General features: G+C 71.8%; 16 protein-coding genes and 1 pseudogene. 8 read left to right on the plus strand and 9 right to left on the minus strand.

Annotated features, from left to right (window positions below; all coding sequences use genetic code 11):
• Positions 1–45 precede the first annotated feature (45 nt).
• Together ACFVYS_RS36770 and map are read right to left on the minus strand one after the other, a co-directional pair.
• Positions 46–693, minus strand: a complete 648-nt coding sequence (locus ACFVYS_RS36770; RefSeq protein ID WP_389509262.1) for a heme oxygenase (biliverdin-producing) — start codon at positions 691–693, stop codon at positions 46–48.
• 123 nt (positions 694–816) lie between these two features.
• The gene (gene map / locus ACFVYS_RS36775) at positions 817–1,674 is read right to left on the minus strand and encodes a type I methionyl aminopeptidase (RefSeq protein ID WP_389509264.1); all 858 of its coding nucleotides are present in this window, start codon (positions 1,672–1,674) and stop codon (positions 817–819) included.
• A gap of 57 nt (positions 1,675–1,731) precedes the next feature.
• On the opposite strand from map, the gene ACFVYS_RS36780 reads away from it, so the two are divergent.
• The gene (locus ACFVYS_RS36780) at positions 1,732–1,965 is read left to right on the plus strand and encodes a hypothetical protein (protein WP_327182692.1); all 234 of its coding nucleotides are present in this window, start codon (positions 1,732–1,734) and stop codon (positions 1,963–1,965) included.
• Here the strand turns inward: ACFVYS_RS36780 and ACFVYS_RS36785 are convergent.
• Together ACFVYS_RS36785 and ACFVYS_RS36790 are read right to left on the minus strand one after the other, a co-directional pair.
• Positions 1,966–2,162, minus strand: a pseudogene (locus ACFVYS_RS36785) (MFS transporter); the annotation flags it as partial.
• A gap of 72 nt (positions 2,163–2,234) precedes the next feature.
• Positions 2,235–2,831 (minus strand): hypothetical protein, encoded by a 597-nt coding sequence (locus ACFVYS_RS36790; protein ID WP_389509267.1) that lies wholly within the window; start codon positions 2,829–2,831, stop codon positions 2,235–2,237.
• Between the two features lie 103 nt (positions 2,832–2,934).
• Here ACFVYS_RS36790 and npdG point away from each other — a divergent pair, with 103 nt between their 5' ends.
• Both npdG and ACFVYS_RS36800 read left to right on the plus strand, forming a co-directional pair.
• On the plus strand, positions 2,935–3,663 hold the full coding sequence (npdG, locus tag ACFVYS_RS36795; protein WP_389509269.1) for an NADPH-dependent F420 reductase: 729 nt from the start codon (positions 2,935–2,937) through the stop codon (positions 3,661–3,663).
• A 62-nt stretch (positions 3,664–3,725) separates the two neighbouring features.
• Positions 3,726–3,944 carry a hypothetical protein gene (locus ACFVYS_RS36800; RefSeq protein ID WP_389509271.1) on the plus strand — a complete coding sequence of 73 codons (219 nt, stop codon included), beginning with the start codon at positions 3,726–3,728 and terminating at the stop codon, positions 3,942–3,944.
• Here the strand turns inward: ACFVYS_RS36800 and ACFVYS_RS36805 are convergent.
• Positions 3,934–4,734: a site-2 protease family protein gene (locus ACFVYS_RS36805; protein ID WP_389509273.1), complete on the minus strand. Its 801-nt coding sequence runs from the start codon at positions 4,732–4,734 to the stop codon at positions 3,934–3,936. The genes ACFVYS_RS36800 and ACFVYS_RS36805 overlap by 11 nt on opposite strands.
• 176 nt (positions 4,735–4,910) lie before the next feature.
• On the opposite strand from ACFVYS_RS36805, the gene ACFVYS_RS36810 reads away from it, so the two are divergent.
• The gene (locus tag ACFVYS_RS36810; protein ID WP_389509275.1) at positions 4,911–8,318 is read left to right on the plus strand and encodes a BTAD domain-containing putative transcriptional regulator; all 3,408 of its coding nucleotides are present in this window, start codon (positions 4,911–4,913) and stop codon (positions 8,316–8,318) included.
• A gap of 63 nt (positions 8,319–8,381) precedes the next feature.
• Here the strand turns inward: ACFVYS_RS36810 and ACFVYS_RS36815 are convergent, their stop codons facing one another.
• The 3 genes from ACFVYS_RS36815 to panB all read right to left on the minus strand — a co-directional run bounded on the left by ACFVYS_RS36815 (position 8,382) and on the right by panB (position 11,275).
• The gene (locus ACFVYS_RS36815; RefSeq protein WP_389509277.1) at positions 8,382–9,200 is read right to left on the minus strand and encodes an ABC transporter permease; all 819 of its coding nucleotides are present in this window, start codon (positions 9,198–9,200) and stop codon (positions 8,382–8,384) included.
• Positions 9,197–10,222, minus strand: a complete 1,026-nt coding sequence (locus tag ACFVYS_RS36820; protein ID WP_327182685.1) for an ATP-binding cassette domain-containing protein — start codon at positions 10,220–10,222, stop codon at positions 9,197–9,199. Before ACFVYS_RS36820 ends, ACFVYS_RS36815 begins: the two co-directional genes overlap by 4 nt.
• 186 nt (positions 10,223–10,408) lie before the next feature.
• Positions 10,409–11,275, minus strand: coding sequence for a 3-methyl-2-oxobutanoate hydroxymethyltransferase (panB, locus tag ACFVYS_RS36825; protein WP_389509279.1), 867 nt, complete (start codon positions 11,273–11,275; stop codon positions 10,409–10,411).
• A 181-nt stretch (positions 11,276–11,456) separates the two neighbouring features.
• On the opposite strand from panB, the gene ACFVYS_RS36830 reads away from it, so the two are divergent.
• The 4 genes from ACFVYS_RS36830 (at position 11,457) to ACFVYS_RS36845 (ending at position 16,369) form a co-directional block, all read left to right on the plus strand.
• Positions 11,457–13,052, plus strand: a complete 1,596-nt coding sequence (locus ACFVYS_RS36830) for an MFS transporter (RefSeq protein ID WP_389509281.1) — start codon at positions 11,457–11,459, stop codon at positions 13,050–13,052.
• An 87-nt stretch (positions 13,053–13,139) separates the two neighbouring features.
• A complete protein-coding gene (locus tag ACFVYS_RS36835; RefSeq protein WP_389509283.1) occupies positions 13,140–13,790 on the plus strand; it encodes a TetR/AcrR family transcriptional regulator in 651 nt (216 codons plus the stop codon).
• 182 nt (positions 13,791–13,972) lie between these two features.
• Positions 13,973–15,034 carry an endonuclease/exonuclease/phosphatase family protein gene (locus ACFVYS_RS36840; RefSeq protein ID WP_389509285.1) on the plus strand — a complete coding sequence of 354 codons (1,062 nt, stop codon included), beginning with the start codon at positions 13,973–13,975 and terminating at the stop codon, positions 15,032–15,034.
• A gap of 108 nt (positions 15,035–15,142) precedes the next feature.
• Positions 15,143–16,369: an MFS transporter gene (locus tag ACFVYS_RS36845; protein WP_389509287.1), complete on the plus strand. Its 1,227-nt coding sequence runs from the start codon at positions 15,143–15,145 to the stop codon at positions 16,367–16,369.
• A 236-nt stretch (positions 16,370–16,605) separates the two neighbouring features.
• Here ACFVYS_RS36845 and cpt read toward each other — a convergent pair whose 3' ends face one another.
• A complete protein-coding gene (gene cpt / locus ACFVYS_RS36850; RefSeq protein ID WP_389509289.1) occupies positions 16,606–17,139 on the minus strand; it encodes a chloramphenicol phosphotransferase CPT in 534 nt (177 codons plus the stop codon).
• Positions 17,140–17,188 lie beyond the last annotated feature (49 nt).

The following is a 17,188-nucleotide window of genomic DNA, read 5'->3' on the forward strand; positions in this document are numbered from 1 at the left end:
CGGCGAGGGGGCCCGCTCCCGTCTCCGTGCGCCCGCGAAGCCGGCTCACGCCGAGAGCGAGAACTCCTCGCCCAGAGCCCGGAAGACGTCGGTGTTCAGCGCGAAGGCGCGCTTGCACTCGCTCACGATCCGCTGCTTCTCCAGGTCGTCCGCGCGCACCCCGTCCAGCAGTTCCCGGTACCCCCGCTTGAAGGCCGCCGGGTTGCCGATCTCCTCGAAGACGTAGAAGCGGACGCCGTCGCCCTTGCGCTCGAAGCCCCAGGTCCGCTCCGCCTTGTCGCGGATGATCTGCCCGCCGGAGAGATCGCCCAGGTAGCGCGTGTAGTGGTGGGCGATGTACCCGGCCGGCCAGCGCTCGGCACACTCCCGCACCCGCGCCGCGTACGCCTCGGTCGCGGGCAGCGCCGACGCACCCGACCGCCATCCGGCGCCCCGCAGATGCGCGAGGTCCCGCTCCAGCGCCGGCAGCCGGAACAGCTCCGATCGGATGAAGGGCCCGGCCACCGGGTCCGAGGCCAGCCGCTCGGCGCCGGCCTCCAGCGCCGCGTAGACGAACCAGAGCTGCTCGGTGTAGCGCGCGTACGCCTCGACGCCGAGCCTGCCGCCGAGCAGGTCACTCATGAACGTCGAGGTCTCGGCCTCCACGTGCTGCTCGTGGGAGGCCGTACGGATGAGTGTCGAGAACGAGTCCATGCCCACATCCTTGGAGGTAAGGCTTACCTAAGTCAATGGGTCCGATGATGTTTGCCGACGACCTGTCGGTAAAAGCGTACAAGAAAAGACCCGCCCCCGGCAGGGGACGGGCCTCCGGTCGCGTCACGGCAGCGTGAGGATCTCCGCGCCCGTCTCGGTCACCACCAGGGTGTGCTCGAACTGGGCCGTCCGCTTGCGGTCCCTGGTCAGCACCGTCCAGCCGTCGTCCCACATGTCGTACTCGTGGGTACCGAGGGTCAGCATCGGCTCGATCGTGAACGTCATCCCGGGCTGGATGACGGTCGTCGCGTGCGGGCTGTCGTAGTGCGGGACGATCAGCCCGGAGTGGAACGACGAGTTGATCCCGTGGCCCGTGAAGTCCCGCACCACGCCGTACCCGAACCGCTTGGCGTACGACTCGATGACCCGCCCGATGATGTTGATCTGCCGGCCGGGCCGGACCGCCTTGATCGCCCGCTCCAGGGACTCCCGGGTCCGCTCCACCAGCAGCCGCGACTCCTCGTCGACGTCCCCGACCAGGTAGGTGGCGTTGTTGTCACCGTGCACCCCGCCGATGTACGCCGTCACGTCGAGGTTGACGATGTCGCCGTCGCGCAGGACCGTCGAGTCCGGGATGCCGTGGCAGATGACCTCGTTGACGCTCGTGCACAGGGACTTGGGGAAGCCGCGGTAGCCGAGCGTCGACGGATAGGCGCCGTGGTCGCACATGTACTCGTGCGCCACCCGGTCCAGTTCGTCGGTGGTGACCCCCGGCGAGATCAGCTTCGAGGCCTCCGCCATCGCCTGCGCGGCGATCCGGCCGGCCCGGCGCATCGCCTCGATCGTCTCGGGCGTCTGCACCTCCGGCCCGGTGTACGGCGTCGGCGCGGGCTTGCCGACGTACTCGGGGCGGCGGATGTTTCCGGGCACCGAACGGATGGGGGACAGCTCCCCGGGGACGAGCAGCGACTGGCCAGACATGCCAGTGAGTCTAACGAGCGGCCGTGGGGGAACATGTCGAAGGCGAAAGGAGCCGTCATGCCCCTGTTCAAGAAGTCGACCGCCGGCAAGCCGGGCGAGTGGTACTACTGCCTGGAGCACAAGAAGGTCGAGGAGGGGCCGGAGTGCCCGGCCAAGGACCGATTCGGCCCGTACGCCAACCGCGCGGAGGCCGAGCACGCGATGCAGACCGCCCGCGAGCGCAACCTCCAGTGGGAGAACGACCCCAAGTGGCACGACGCCCCCGCGGCGGGCGCCACCGACGACGACTGATCACCCCGACCGGTCACGAGGCATCAGTCCCGGCAGACACGGCGCCAGCAGCCCCACAGCGCCCCGCCCGACCAGACGGACGTCCGCACCCTCGGCCAGGCCGCCGGACCGCCGCTGCGCACCTGGCCGACCGTCGGCCCCACGAAGTAGGACAGCAACTCGATCCCGGCGAGCCGCCCGCGCAGCTCGTCCGGGATCGGGCTGACCGTGGCGGGCGGGCCGGCTGGTCAGGCGGGGTGGGCAGACGGGTGGCCAGGCGGCTGGGCGGGTCACCAAGGGGGAGGGGGCGGTGCCGTCAGGCGTTCGGCCAGGTGGGAGAGCCGGTCGGCGAAACGCCGGCGCCCTCTCGTCGGGGGCAGCGTCTCGCCGGCGGCCGCGCTCACCAGGTGCTGCACGGTGTCCAGGTCCAGCTCGGAGCCGTCCGGCACCGCCAGCGTCTCGTGGGCCAGGGCCGTCAGTTCCCCCTCGCCCGGGCCGAGGGCCAGGATCATCACGCCGGCCCGCCGGGCGTCCGACACCCGCTCCAGGAGCGGTGCGTCCCCCGACGGCGACGCCACCAGCAGCGTCTCGCCCCGCCGGGCCGCCTCGATCCGGCCCAGGCCGACCGCCAGATGCGCCGGATCGGAAGGACGCGCGTCATGCCGTACAAGGGTCGGCGCCAGCTCCGGCGTACCCGACCACGCGGCCTCGTCCACCAGATGCGCCGCGAGATGCCAGGGCTCGTACGCCGCCGTGCCCACCAGGAGCAGCCCGCCCCCGTACGACACGACCGACCCGCGCAGCACCCCGGCGAACCTCCGGGTGGCCCCCAGCCACTCGGTCCCGGCGAGCACCTCACGCAGCAGCGCGACCCTTACGGCGTCCATGCGGCCGCATCGTGCCGCAACCGGCCGCCGTCCGCGCGGGGTTCGCCCCGCGTTCACCCGACATGACGAAGGGCCGCTCGGCACGCCCACGTAAAGTCGGCCCATGACCTCTACCGACAGTGCACAGAACGCCTCCGCGGACGCTCCGGCGAAGGCCCCCGCCAAGGACCCGTGGGACCTCCCCGACGTCTCCGGACTCGTCGTCGGCGTGCTCGGTGGGACCGGCCCGCAGGGCAAGGGTCTCGCCTACCGGCTCGCCAAGGCCGGCCAGAAGGTGATCATCGGTTCGCGTGCCGCCGACCGTGCTCAGGCCGCCGCCGACGAGCTCGGGCACGGTGTCGAGGGCGCCGACAACGCCGAGACCGCGCGCCGCAGCGACATCGTGATCGTCGCCGTGCCGTGGGAAGGCCACGGAAAGACCCTGGAGTCCCTGCGCGAGGAGCTGGCCGGCAAGCTGGTCGTCGACTGCGTCAACCCGCTCGGCTTCGACAAGAAGGGCGCCTACGCGCTGAAGCCGGAGGAGGGCAGTGCCGCCGAGCAGGCCGCCGCCCTGCTGCCGGACTCCCGGGTCGCCGCCGCCTTCCACCACCTCTCGGCGGTTCTCCTCCAGGACCCGGAGATCGACGAGATCGACACCGATGTGATGGTGCTGGGCGAGGAGCGCGCAGACGTCGAGCTCGTCCAGGCGCTGGCCGGCCGGATCCCCGGCATGCGGGGTGTCTTCGCCGGGCGGCTGCGCAACGCCCACCAGGTGGAGTCCCTGGTCGCCAACCTGATCTCCGTCAACCGCCGCTACAAGGCCCACGCCGGGCTGCGCGTCACGGACGTGTGAGCGCATGGGGGACACTGGTCGGAGCAGCCCAGCAGTGTCCCCCGACAGGAGAAACCGGACCCATGTCCTCCCTTCCCCCACCCGGCCCGACCCGGCGACTCGCCCTCTACACGCTCGTCGTCTGCGTACTCGCGGTGGCCGCGGCGGTCGTCTCCTTCGTCCAGGGCAGTCTGCTGGGCATCGTGTGGGTGCTGCTCGCCGGGCTGTCCTCCAACATGACCTGGTACTACGTGCGGCGGGACAAGCTGCGCAGGGCCGCGGGCGCCGACGTCAGCGGCTGACCGCGCAGAACTCGTTCGTGCCCGTCCAGAAGCGGTACAGCGACTGACCGCAGTACGTGTCCACGTCGCTGATCCCGAGAGCGCGCAGCACCGCGTCGACCATGTCGAAGAAGACCCCGTTGACCGACGGCACCCACAGCAGCGCGAACACGAACAGCAGCCCGAACGGCGCGAACGGCTCCACCTGCCGCTTGACGTTGTACGACAGCCAGGGCTCGACGACCCCGTAGCCGTCCAGACCGGGTACCGGAAGGAAGTTCAGGATCGCCGCCGTGACCTGGAGCAGGGCGAGGAAGGCGAGCGCGAACCGGAAGTCGGCCGGCACGCCGTCCAGCGCGTCCAGCCAGAACGGCGCCGTGCACACCACCGCGAACAGCACGTTCGTCAGCGGCCCGGCCGCCGAGATCAGACTGTGCCGCCACCGCCCCCGGATCCGCGCGCGCTCGATGAAGACCGCACCACCCGGCAGACCGATCCCGCCCATGATCACGAAGAGCACCGGCAGCACCACACTGAGCAGGGCGTGGGTGTACTTCAGCGGGTTGAGCGTGAGATACCCCTTCGCGCCGACCGAGATGTCACCGCTGTGCAGGGCGGTACGCGCGTGTGCGTACTCGTGCAGACACAGGGACACGATCCAGGCGGCCGTCACGAACAGGAACACCGCCACGCCCGGCTGCTCGGCGAAGCCCGTCCAGGTCGCCCAGCCGGTGACCGCCGTCACGGCCAGGATCCCGAGGAAGACGGGACTGATCCTCCGCTCGGCACTGCGGGTGGTGGCGGTGGTCATGGGGCTCCCTGGGCTCGTACGCGTGTGTGGAACTGCCCGACCGTACCCGGCCCGGGCATACCGGGAGAACGTCCCGTGGCCGGGGCCCGGTTCCTGGGACACGAAACGTGCGGGCAACAACCGGCTCGCGCCACCCCGCCGGAACCCCGTGACCGACGTCGATCCCACCGGAGAGAATGGCCCCCGTGCGCTACCGCATCCTCGGCACCACCCAGGCACTCCGTACGGACGGCGTCCCCGTCGCCGTCGGCGGAGCGCGGCTGCGCGCCCTGCTGGCCGTGCTGGCGCTGCGGGCCGGCCGGAGCGTTCCCGCCGGGCTGCTGGTGGAGGAGGTGTGGGCCGGTGACCCGCCCGCGGACGCGCCGGGCGCGCTCCAGGCGCTGGTCGGCCGGCTGCGCCGGGCCCTAGGGGCGGGCGCGATCGACTCCGCCGAGGGCGGCTACCGGCTGGCCGCCGCCCCGGACGACGTCGACCTGCACCGTTTCGAACGGCTGACCGGCGACGGCATCCGCGCGCTCGCCGACGGCGACCCCGCCAAGGCGGCAGTCGTCCTCGACGACGCCCTGGCCCTGTGGCAGGGGCCGGCCCTCGCCGACCTGCCCGACCGCGCCGCCGAGGCGGCCCGCTGGGAGGCCCGCCGCCTCGACGCGGTGCGCGCCCGGCACACCGCCGCGATCGCCCTCGGCCAGGCCGAGCGTTCGCTGCCCGAACTCACCGCCCTGTGCGACGCCCACCCGCTGGACGAGCCCCTCCAGGCCCTGCGGCTGCGCGCCCTGCGCGAGGCGGGCCGCATGGCTCAGGCGCTGGCCGCGTACGACGAGGTCCGCCGGCTGCTGGCGGACCGCCTCGGCGCCGACCCCGGCCCCGAACTGCGCGCCCTGCACACGGAGCTGCTCGCCCCCGGCGATCCGGGAAGCCCCGGCGATCCGGGAGGTCTCGGCGCGCCGGGAGGTCACGGGAAACCGCCCCGTTCCGTCGGGTCCGCGAGCCCGAGCCGGGCGTCCGCACCGGCTTCCCCCGCCCTGCCGCCCCCACCCCTCGGCAACCTCCGTGCCCGCCTCACCTCCTTCGTCGGCCGGGAGGCCGACATCGCCGCCCTCCGGGGGGACCTCGCGAGCGCACGGCTCGTCACCCTGCTCGGGCCCGGCGGGGCGGGCAAGACCCGGCTGTCGCAGGAGACCGCCGAGACCGTACGGGACACCGCGCGGGACGGCGTCTGGCTGGCCGAACTCGCGCCCGTCGCCGACCCGGACGCCGTGCCGCAGGCCGTCCTCACCGCCGTGGGAGCCCGCGAGACCGTGCTGTACGGCGCCGGCGCCGAGGAGATGCGGGTCGCCGCCGAGCGCCACGACGACCCCCTGGAGCGTCTGGTCGAGCACTGTGCCCGCCGCCGCATGCTGATCGTCCTCGACAACTGCGAGCACGTGGTCGAGGCCGCCGCCCGGCTCGTCGAGGAGCTGCTGGCGCGCTGCCCCGAGGTGACGGTGCTGGCGACCAGCCGTGAGCCGCTCGGGGTGCCCGGGGAGGTGCTGCGCCCACTGGATCCGCTGCCGGAGCGGGTGGCGCTGCGGCTGCTCGCCGACCGGGGCGCGGCCGCCCGACCCGGGTTCCGGCCCGACGCCGACGACGAGACCGCGGCGGCCTGTGCGGAGATCTGCCGTCGGCTCGACGGTCTGCCGCTCGCCATCGAGCTGGCCGCCGCCCGGCTGCGGATGCTGACGCCCCGCCAGATCGCCGACCGGCTCGACGACCGCTTCCGCCTCCTGACGTCCGGCAGCCGGACCGTCCTGCCCCGCCAGCAGACCCTGCGGGCCGTCGTCGACTGGTCCTGGGACCTGCTCGACGAGGACGAACGCGACGTCCTGGCCCGCCTGTCGGTCTTCGCCCGAGGCTGCGACCTCGCTGCAGTCGAGGCGGTGTGCACCCCGTCGATCCTGGCCCCCGACGCGAGCCACGGCCACAGGTCGTGTCTCGATCTGCTCGCCTCGCTGGTCGACAAGTCGCTCGTCGTCGCCGCTCCGGATCCCCGGGGTGACATGCGCTACCGGCTGCTGGAGACCGTCGCCGAGTACGCGGGCGAGCGGCTGGACGAGTCGGGGCGGCGGGCGGCGGCCGAACGGGCGCATCTGACGTACTACCGCGAACTCGCCCGCACCACCGATCCGTTGCTGCGCGGCCCCGGGCAGCGGGACGCCATCGACCGCTTCCAGCTGGAGTACGAGAACCTGCGCACCGCGCTGGGCCGTGCCGTCGCGGCACGGGACGAGCAGGAGGCGCTGTGCCTGGCCCTGTCCCTCGTCTGGTACTGGCAGATGCGCGACCTGCGCATCGAGGCCCGCACCTGGTGCGTCGAGGTCATGGCCCTGGGGCCCGACCCGTTCGCCGAACCCCTGCGCCCGGCCGCGCCGGTGTGGAAGGCCTGCACCGACGCGCCGCCGCCGATGACCGGCGAGATCCTCGCGGAGGCCCGGCGAGGCGTCCACCTGGCCCATCTCGCCTGTATGGACACCGAGTTGGAAGCCTGGCAGACCCAGACCTCGCAGACCAAGCTGCGTCTGATCGCCGCGGCCTACGAGCCCGGCATGCCGCAGACCTGCCGCGCACCCGGTCTGCTCTGGTTCTTCGCGGTGATGATGACCGGTGACCCGGAGCGCATCCGCGCCATCATCGACGCCAACGTCGAGACCTGCCGCCGGACGCCCGGCTACGAGTGGGAGCTCGCCTCCTGCCTCCAGATGCGGGCCAACATCCTCGCCAACCGCTCCGACTGGGCCGGAAGCGCGTTCCGTGACGCGGCCGAGGCCCTGGAGATCTTCCGGCGCCTCGGCGATGCCTGGGGCACCGCCGAGTCCCTCTCCGCCCGCGCCGAGGCCCATGAACGCATGGGCGCCTACCGTGAGGCCGCCGTCGACTACGAGGGCGCCATCGAGTACGCCGAACGGCTCGGCGCCCGTTCCCAGTCGGCGGTCCTCGCCGCCCGGCTCGGCAGTGTGCTGCTGGAGGTGGGTGACGAGGAGCGCGGCGAGCACATGCTCCGCGAGGTGATCGCCGGCGAGGAGCGCACGGTCAACGAGGCCATGCACATCGCCCGCCTCTTCCTGGCCGGCTGGCTCGGCGTCACCGGGCGTCACACCGAAGCGCGCGAGGAACTGCGGCTCCTCCGCGAGCAGTTCGACTTCGGTCACTTCGCGGTCTTCGACGCCTTCATCCTGGGCGCGGAGTCCTGGCTGGACGCGATCGACGGCCGGTTCGCACAGGCCCTGACCGGCATCCGGACCGCCCTGGAACGGGCCACCGAACCACTCTCCGTGGCCATGGCCCCGCACATGCGTTCCTTCTACCTCTTCATCGCCGCGACCGCCCTCGCCGGCGTGGACGGCGGCGGCCGCGCCGCTGCCGCCGCCCGCTGCCTGGGCGCCGCCGACGCGCTGCTGCCGCAGCGGCACAGCCCCCCGCGCCTGGAGCGCGAGGCCCGCGACCTGGCCCTGGCCCGGACGCGCGGCGCGCTCGGCGACGCGGAGTTCGAAAGCGCGTACGCCGAGGGCGGTGGCCTCTCCTACGAGGAGGCCACCGCCCTGGTGTGAATCGTCCCGACGCGGCAGGACGCGTACCGCCGCGTCCTGGCGTGACCCGTCCGGCGCCCCGGCTCAGGTCTTCGTGCGGAACTTGTGGATCGCGACCGGTGCCATCACCGCGGTGAGCCCTATCGACCAGGCCAGCGTCACCCACAGTCCGTGCGCGACCGGTCCGCCCACCATCAGTCCGCGCGCCGCGTCGGCGAGCGAGGACAGCGGGTTGTACTCGGTGAAGTTCTGGAGCCAGCCCGGCATCGACTGGGTGGGAGCGAAGATCGACGAGCCGAACTGGAGCGGCATCAGCACCAGGAAGCCCATCGCCTGCACGGACTGCGCGCTCTTCATCACCACGCCGAGGGTGAGGAACACCCACATCAGCGCCGAGCCGAACACCGTGGCAAGACCCACGGCGGCGAACAGACCGGGCCAGTGGGTGATGTCGAAGCCCACCAGCACGGCCACCACGACGAGGATGACGCACGCGACCAGCATGCGCATCAGCTCCACGACGATCTTGGCGAAGAGCACCGAGCCCCGTCCGATGGGCAGCGACCGGAAGCGGTCCATGACCCCGGAGTTGAAGTCCGTGTTGAAGCCGGTGCCCACGCCCTGGGCCATGTTCATCCCCATCATGGCCAGCAGCCCGGGGATGACGTACTGCACGTACGCCTCCTGCCCGCCGCCCAGCGACTGCCCGATCGAGCCGCCGAAGACGTACACGAACAGCAGGGTGAAGATCACCGGGAAGAGGACCGCGTCGAACATCGACTCCGGGTCCTGCCGGATCCACAGCAGGTTGCGGCGGATCAGCGCGCCGGTGTGCCGGAGGTGGCTGCGCACCGGGATGCGCGCGTCGGCTGTCGTGCTGATGTCGATCGTGGCCGCGCTCATACGGCGACCTCCTCGCGGGTCTCGGTGGGCTGGGCGTCCTGCGGGGCACTCGCCCGGTGGCCGGTGAGGGACAGGAAGACCTCGTCCAGGCTGGGCAGTTCGGTGGTGAGGGAGGTGAGCGTGATGCCGCGCGCGCTGACCGCGCCGATCACGGCGGTCAGCTGCTCGTCGCTGAGCACCGGCACCAGGACGGAACCGCGCTCGGCGTCCACGACGGTGGTGGCGAGCCCGGTGATGCCGAGCTCGTCGAGCCAGCTCGCCAGCGGCCGCAGCTGGAGCGGGTCGGCGGGCCGTACCCGCAGCGTCCGGCCGCCGACCCGGGCCTTCAGCTCCTCGATGCCGCCGCCGGCGATGACCTTGCCCCGGTCGACGACGGTCAGCTCGGAGGCGAGCTGCTCGGCCTCCTCCATGTACTGGGTGGTCAGGAGCACGGTGACCCCGTCCCCGACCATCGCCTTGACCTCGGTCCACACCTCGTTGCGGGTGCGCGGGTCGAGCCCGGTGGTCGGCTCGTCCAGGAACAGCACCTGCGGCCGGCCGATCATCGACGCGGCGAGGTCGAGCCGGCGCCGCATACCGCCGGAGTACGTGCTCGCGGGCCGCTTGGCGGCGTCCGTGAGCGAGAACCGCTCCAGCAGCTCGTCGGCCCGGATCCGGGCCTCCTTGCGGGGCAGGTCGAGCAGCCGCCCTATGAGGTACAGGTTCTCCCACCCGGGGAGCTTCTCGTCCACCGAGGCGTACTGCCCGGTGAGCCCGATCACCCGGCGCAGCTGCCGGGGCTGGCGTGCGACGTCGTAGCCGGCGACGGTCGCCTGCCCGCTGTCGGCGGCCAGCAGGGTGGACAGGATCCGCACGAGGGTCGTCTTCCCGGCGCCGTTCGGCCCGAGCACCCCCATCACGGTTCCGGCCCGTACATCCAGGTCGACGCCGTCCAGTGCCTTGGTCTCGCCGTAGTGCTTGACCAACCCCCGAACGGTTACAGCGCTTCCCGCGCCACTGGGGTTCTTGTCGATTCGCGTCATGACAGGAACATTCGCAATCCCCACCGACAAACCACCGACAGACCGCCGACAGCACCTACACCGCACCGACGCGGCGGCTCACCGACGCGAGCGTGCGGGCCCGGACACGCGGCAGCCCGCCGACGGGGGAAGATCGGCGGGCTGCTGTGGTGCGGTGTTGGCTCTTTTACCCGGGCGGGGCGGGTTCTAGTGGACGGAGTGTTCGTCCAGCGGGAACGTTCCGCCGACGACGTCCTCGGCGAAGGCCTTCGCCGCGTCGCCCATGACCGCACGCAGGTTCGCGTACTGCTTGACGAACTTCGGCACCCGGCCCCCGGTCAGCCCGAGCATGTCGGTCCACACCAGTACCTGGGCGTCCGTCTCCGGGCCCGCGCCGATGCCGACGGTCGGGATGTGCAGCACCCGGGTGACCTCGGCGGCCAGCTCGGCCGGAACCAGCTCGAGCACCACCGCGAACGCGCCCGCGTCCTGCACGGCCTTCGCGTCCCGCAGCAGCTGCTGGGCCGCCTCCTCGCCGCGTCCCTGCACGCGGTAGCCCATCGCGTTCACGGACTGCGGGGTCAGGCCGATGTGCGCCATGACCGGGATGCCGGACTCGACGAGGAGCTCGATCTGGCGGTGCGAGCGCTCACCGCCCTCCAGCTTCACGGCCCCGACCCCGGCCTCCTTCACCAGCCGGGTCGCCGAGCGCAGCGCCTGCACCGGTCCCTCCTGGTAGGAGCCGAACGGCAGGTCGCCGACGATCAGCGCACGGCTGGTGCCCCGTACGACCGCCGCCGACAGCATGGTCATCTCGTCGAGGGTGACGGGCACGGTCGTCTCGTACCCCAGATGGCAGTTGCCCGCCGAGTCGCCCACCAGCATCACCGGGATCCCGGCCTCGTCGAAGACGGAGGCGGTCATCGCGTCATAGGCGGTGAGCATGGGCCACTTCTCGCCGCGCTCCTTGGCGAGGGCGATGTCGCGGACGGTGATACGGCGTGTGCCCTTGCCTCCGTACAGCGCCTTGCTGCCGTCGGGGGCATTCGTGTGGGCAGCCGAAAGCTGCGTCATTGCAACGGCTCCTTACGTCATCTCGAGGCGCCCTCACGGCGTCCCCGGACCACCACCCATGGTGGCACTTCGTGCCAGGGAGGGCCAGAGCGCCCCCTGTGGGTAAAGCCTCAGTAAGAAAAACGGTAAGAGGTTCCGATACGAGACGGTCTCGTATCGGAAGCGTCCTAGGGTTGACGCCATGACTACTCCTGCCGTCCCCACCGCTCCGCGGATACCGGAAGCGGTGCACCGGCGTCGTTGGGTGATCCTCGGTGTCCTGATGCTGAGCCTGCTGATCGTGGTGCTCGACAACTCGATCCTGAACGTCGCGATCAAGACGATCTCGACGCCCGCCCCGACCGGCCTCGGCGCCACCCAGAGCGAGCTGGAGTGGGCGATCAACTCCTACACGCTCGTCTTCGCGGGCCTGCTGTTCACCGCCGGTCTCCTCGGTGACCGGCTGGGCCGCAAGAAGGTCCTGCTCGGCGGACTCGCCGTCTTCGGGATCGGCTCCGCGCTCGCCGCGGAATCCGGCTCGCCCGCCCAGCTCATCGCGTTCCGTGCGCTGATGGCGGTCGGCGCCGCCTTCGTGATGCCCGCGACCCTCGCCGTCCTGATGAACGTCTTCGAGCGCGAGGAGCAGCCCAAGGCGATCGGCATCTGGGCGGGCGGTGTGGGGCTCGCGATCGCCATCGGCCCCATCACCGGCGGTCTGCTCCTCGACCACTTCTGGTGGGGCTCGGTCTTCCTCATCAACGTGCCGATCGTGCTGCTCGCGTTCGGGCTGATGCTGTGGCTGGTGCCCGAGTCCCGCGACCCGAACCCCGGCCGCGTCGACCTCGTCGGCGTCGTCCTGTCGGTCGTCGGCCTGGTGCTGCTGGTCTACGGCATCATCAAGGGCGGCGAACTGGCCGACTTCACGGACCCGACCGTGCTGGCGACCATAGCGGCCGGCCTGCTCGTCCTCGTCGCGTTCGTGGTGTACGAGAAGCGCAGCGACCATCCGTCCGTCGACATGGACTACTTCAAGAACAAGGTGTTCTCGGCAGCGATGGCCGTCATCACGCTGGTCTTCTTCGCGTTGATGGGCGTCACCTTCTTCTCGGTCTTCTACACCCAGAGCGTGCGCGGCTACTCCCCGCTGCAGTCCGGTCTGCTCCTGCTGCCGCTGGCCGCCGCCCAGCTGATCTTCGCGCCGCGCGCCCGGCTGGTCGTCGACCGCTTCGGGGTCCGGGCCACGACCACCGCGGCGATGGTCGTCCTGGCGGCGACCCTGGTCGCCTTCGCCACGCTGGACGCCGACACCCCGATCTGGCTCCTGGAGATCGTCTTCTTCTGCATGGGCACCGGAATGGCCCACGTCATGACCCCCACCAGCGTGGTCATCATGCAGGCGCTGCCCCGGGAGAAGGCCGGCTCCGCCTCCGCGCTCAGCAACACCTTCCGCCAACTCGGCGGCGCGCTCGGCATCGCCGTGCTCGGCTCGGTGCTGTCGGCGTCGTACCGCAGCGGCATCGAGGATCACCTCGGCACGCTGCCTGCGGCCCTGCGCGACACCGCGGGCGAGTCCATCGAGGCCACGCTCGGGATCGCCGCGAAACTCGGCGACCAGGGCAAGGTGCTGGTCACCCCCGCCAACGACGCCTTCCTGCACGCCATGCACGTCACCGCCCTGTGCGGGGCCGGCGTCGCGGCCGTGGGCGCGGTCGTGGTGGCCGTGTTCCTGCCGGGCAGGCCGAAGCCCGCGCCGGAGGACGCGGCGGAGGAGGGGGAGTTGGTGCGGACGAAGCCGTAGGGGGCGGTGGCCGGGGCGGCCGGGAATCGCCGCCCCACCCGCCCGCTGGGCGACAATTCCCCCCACCGCGACGAAAGGATCGAACACGTGAGCCTCGCCGACAGGGGGACCACCGTCACGGCGGCCGGCGTGAGCGGGGAGCAGCCCGTCCGGGGGCGGCCCCGCAGCGAGGCCGTCGAACGGGCCATCATCGAGGGCACGATGAAGCTGCTGGAGGACGGGGTCTCGCTCGCCGAGATCTCCATCGAGCGGATCGCCCGTACCGCCGGTGTCGGCAAGGCCGCCATCTACCGCCGGTGGAGCGGCAAGGAGGAGCTCTTCGTCGACGTGCTGCGCGCCGCCGAACCGCAGGACCCCGAACTCCCCGGCACCTCCATGCGCGACGACCTGGTCGCGCTCCTCGACGCACTACGGCGGCGGGGTCTCGCCAACCGTTCCTCGGCGATCCTGCACAACGTCCACGCCCAGATGAAGAGCAGCCCGAAGATCTGGGCGGCTTACCACAACACGGCGATAGAACCCCGGCGCAGGATGGCCGTCGAGGTCCTGCGCCGGGGTCAGGAGAACGGCGAACTGCGCGCCGAGCTGGATGTGGAACTGGTGAACGACATCTTCGTGGGCCCCATGCTCGTCCGCGCGATCATGCGCCCCGACGCCGACCTCCCCGACGACCTTCCCGCGCGCATCGTCGACACGCTGCTCGCCGGGCTACGCCCCGTCAGTTCCTCGACACGGTAGCCCCAATGTGCGCGTTTCGTCACAGACCGGGCCCTGCGGCCCGGGACCGGAACCCGCGGGACCATGCCGGTCGTCCTCGTGCCCGTACGGCCGTCACGGGACGGCGAGAACAAAGCCGATCATCCCCTAGGGTCGTACCCGGGGGAACGGACGGTGTGCAAGGCAGGCAGTGAGGCGACGGTATGGCGCAGCAGGCGTACATGACGGAGACGGACGGCAACGGAGGCTCGGGTCCCGAGCCTCGGGGAGTTCGGCTCCGGCGCCTGATCCGCACCCTGTTCGGCCGGATCGGTGCGGGCTGGCGAGGTGATCCCCGCATCTGGCGGCGCGGTCTGGTCCTCACCGGGTTCGCGCTGGCGTTCTCCCTGGTGATGGGGCTGCATTCCCGCATCCCCAACCGCTACGGCAACCTCGGCAGTCTCACGGAGACGTTCCTGCCCTGGATCGGTCTGTTCGTGCCGGTGCTGCTGGTGCTGGCGCTGGTGCGCAAGTCGGCGATCGCGCTGATCGCCGTCGTCCTCCCGGCCGTGGTCTGGGTGAACCTCTTCGGCGGACTCCTCGTCGACCGGACCGGCAGCGGCGGCGACCTCACCGTCGCCACCCACAACGTCAACGCCGACAACCCGGACCCGGCCGGCACCGCCCGTGACGTGGCCGCGTCCGAGGCGGATGTGCTGGCCCTGGAGGAGCTGACCGCCACGGCGGTGCCGGTGTACGAGAAGGCGCTGGCGGCGACGTACAAGTACCACTCGGTGCAGGGCACGGTCGGCGTGTGGAGCAGGTACCCGCTGAGCGCGGTGAAGCCGGTCGACATCAAGCTGGGCTGGACGCGCGCGATGCGGGCGACGGTCACGACGCCGGAAGGGCAGGTCGCCGTCTATGTCGCCCACCTCCCGTCGGTGCGGGTGAAGCTCCAGGCCGGGTTCACCGCCCGTCAGCGCGACAAGAGCGCGGACGCGCTGGGCGAGGCGATCGCCGACGAGAGGCTGACCAGGGTGGTCCTGCTCGGCGACCTCAACGGCACCATGAACGACCGCTCGCTCAACGCCGTGACCTCCCAGATGCGCTCCACGCAGGGCGCTGCGGGCAGCGGCTTCGGCTTCAGCTGGCCCGCGTCGTTCCCGATGGCGCGGATCGACCAGATCATGGTGAAGGGCGTGGAGCCGGTCACCTCCTGGACGCTGCCGCAGACGGGCAGCGACCATCTGCCGGTGGCGGCGCGTGTGAAGGTCACCACACCTTAATCAGGGAGTCACCCGCTGGAATAGCGGCCCGGGGAGACTTTGTTCCGTACTTGAACATACGAAACGTATGATGAACGGATCCCACTCTCCCTGAAAGGCAAGTTCTCCATGCCCCTGGCCCTGCTCGCCCTGGCCGTGGGTGCCTTCGGAATCGGCACCACGGAGTTCGTGATGATGGGCCTGCTGCCCGATGTCGCGGACGACCTGCATGTCTCGATCCCGACGGCCGGACATCTGGTCTCGTCGTACGCGCTCGGCGTCGTCATCGGCGCGCCGCTGCTGGCCGCGGTCACGGCACGGATGTCCCGCCGGACCGTCCTGATCTCCCTGATGGGCCTGTTCGTCGTGGGCAACGCCCTGTCGGCCTTCGCCCCCGGCTACGACTCGCTGCTGGCCGCCCGCTTCCTCAGCGGTCTCCCGCACGGCGCGTTCTTCGGCGTCGGCGCGGTGGTGGCCACCAACATGGTCGCCCCGGAACGCAAGGCCCGCTCGGTGTCGCTGATGTTCCTCGGTCTGACCGTCGCCAACGTCGCGGGCGTCCCCGTCGCCACCCTCATGGGCCAGCACCTCGGCTGGCGCGCGACCTTCCTCGGCGTCGGCGTGATCGGCCTGGCGGCGATCGCCTCCCTGGCCCTGCTGATCCCGCGCGACCACACCCACGCGCCCGCCGTCGGGCTGCGCCGCGAGCTGGCGGCCCTGCGCTCGCTGCCGGTGTGGCTGGCCCTCGGCACGACGGTGGCCGGCTTCGGCGCCCTGTTCTCCGCCTACAGCTACATCACCCCGATGCTGACGGACTCCGCCGGCTACGCCGACTCCAGCGTGACGCTGCTGCTCGCGCTGTTCGGCGTCGGCGCGACGATCGGCAACCTGGTGGGCGGCCGGCTCGCCGACCACGCGATGCGCCCGACCCTGTTCGCCGGCCTGACGTCCCTGGTGGTCGTCCTGGCCCTGTTCCCGCTGCTGATGACGACCGCGTGGGGCGGCGCGCTGGCCGTGGTCCTGCTGGGCGTGGCGGCGTTCGTGACCGGTTCGCCGCTCAACCTGATGGTGATGGAGAAGGCGGCCGCCGGCCCGTCGCTGGCCTCCTCCGCCAACCAGGCCGCGTTCAACATGGCCAACGCCGGTGGCGCCTGGCTCGGCGGCCTGGCCCTCGCGGCCGGCTTCGGCGCGACCTCACCCGCGGTGGTGGGAGCGGTACTGGCGGTGCTGGGTCTGGGCGTGGCCTCGGTGGCCTACGCGGTGGACCGCCGCAGGACGACCACGACCCCGACCGGCCGCGAGCGGATCGTCGCCACCCATGTTCCGCAGCGGGCGGAGGCGGGGGCGCGTCACTGACGTCGGTGGCGGACGGGCCACCTGCCGCCGATCGACTCTCGACCGGTCGCGGCCCGCCCGGAAGACCGGCGGTCCGTCGCCAGGCGTGGCTGTGGCGCAGGTTGCCGTGGCCACCTTCGACGGGTTCGACGAGCTCGACAGCTTCCTCGCCTCCGCACTGCGGGGTGAGGGCGGTCGGTCAGCCGGTCCCGTGTCGCGGGTCGGCGTCGGGTCGGCGGACGGGCTCGCGCCGGCGGTCAGCCGGTCCGTGCGGCGATCGCCCGGGCGCAGTCCAGGGACTCGGTGTGGGTGGTGTCCACCTCCAGGTCGTACCGGACGCCCTGGTGGACCAGCTCCGCCTGGGAGGCGGCCATGCCCGGGACCCGGTCCCCGCGGGCGAGTTCGCGGCCCGCGGCGACGGCGCTGTCGCATCTGACGCCCACCCAGAGCACGTCCAGTCCGGTGAGGACCTGCCGCCACTCCTGCCGGGACGCGGCTCCGCCGAGGAAGACGTCGTCGACGATGACCCGGGCGCCCGCGCGGACCGTCGCGGCGACCCCCTCCCGCCACGCCGCCTGGAGCGTCCGGAACTCCGTCCCGACACTCACCCCGCCGTCCGCGGAGAACTCGATGCCCGCGTCCGACGTCCGCAGGGACGCGGGCATGGCTTCGAGCAGCGAGTCGACCCCGAAGGCGAGCCACGGTCCCTGCAGGACCGCCTGGAGGCACCGGACGATCCCGGACTTGCCCGAGCTGGAGCCGCCGTTCAGCACGATCACCTGAGTTGTCACCGCGCCACAGTAGGGGCGCCGCGCACCTGGCCGGAAACGGGTTTCGGAG

Source organism: Streptomyces sp. NPDC058295 (assembly GCF_042880655.1).
GTDB classification, from domain to species: domain Bacteria; phylum Actinomycetota; class Actinomycetes; order Streptomycetales; family Streptomycetaceae; genus Streptomyces; species Streptomyces coriariae.

Coding starts and splice junctions, on each gene's coding strand:
- ACFVYS_RS36770 (WP_389509262.1), bottom strand. CDS start 693: ATGGACTCGTTCTCGACACTCATCCGTACGGCCTCCCACGAGCAGCAC.
- map (WP_389509264.1), bottom strand. CDS start 1,674: ATGTCTGGCCAGTCGCTGCTCGTCCCCGGGGAGCTGTCCCCCATCCGT.
- ACFVYS_RS36780 (WP_327182692.1), top strand. CDS start 1,732: ATGCCCCTGTTCAAGAAGTCGACCGCCGGCAAGCCGGGCGAGTGGTAC.
- ACFVYS_RS36790 (WP_389509267.1), bottom strand. CDS start 2,831: ATGGACGCCGTAAGGGTCGCGCTGCTGCGTGAGGTGCTCGCCGGGACC.
- npdG (WP_389509269.1), top strand. CDS start 2,935: ATGACCTCTACCGACAGTGCACAGAACGCCTCCGCGGACGCTCCGGCG.
- ACFVYS_RS36800 (WP_389509271.1), top strand. CDS start 3,726: ATGTCCTCCCTTCCCCCACCCGGCCCGACCCGGCGACTCGCCCTCTAC.
- ACFVYS_RS36805 (WP_389509273.1), bottom strand. CDS start 4,734: ATGACCACCGCCACCACCCGCAGTGCCGAGCGGAGGATCAGTCCCGTC.
- ACFVYS_RS36810 (WP_389509275.1), top strand. CDS start 4,911: ATGGCCCCCGTGCGCTACCGCATCCTCGGCACCACCCAGGCACTCCGT.
- ACFVYS_RS36815 (WP_389509277.1), bottom strand. CDS start 9,200: ATGAGCGCGGCCACGATCGACATCAGCACGACAGCCGACGCGCGCATC.
- ACFVYS_RS36820 (WP_327182685.1), bottom strand. CDS start 10,222: ATGACGCGAATCGACAAGAACCCCAGTGGCGCGGGAAGCGCTGTAACC.
- panB (WP_389509279.1), bottom strand. CDS start 11,275: ATGACGCAGCTTTCGGCTGCCCACACGAATGCCCCCGACGGCAGCAAG.
- ACFVYS_RS36830 (WP_389509281.1), top strand. CDS start 11,457: ATGACTACTCCTGCCGTCCCCACCGCTCCGCGGATACCGGAAGCGGTG.
- ACFVYS_RS36840 (WP_389509285.1), top strand. CDS start 13,973: ATGGCGCAGCAGGCGTACATGACGGAGACGGACGGCAACGGAGGCTCG.
- ACFVYS_RS36845 (WP_389509287.1), top strand. CDS start 15,143: ATGCCCCTGGCCCTGCTCGCCCTGGCCGTGGGTGCCTTCGGAATCGGC.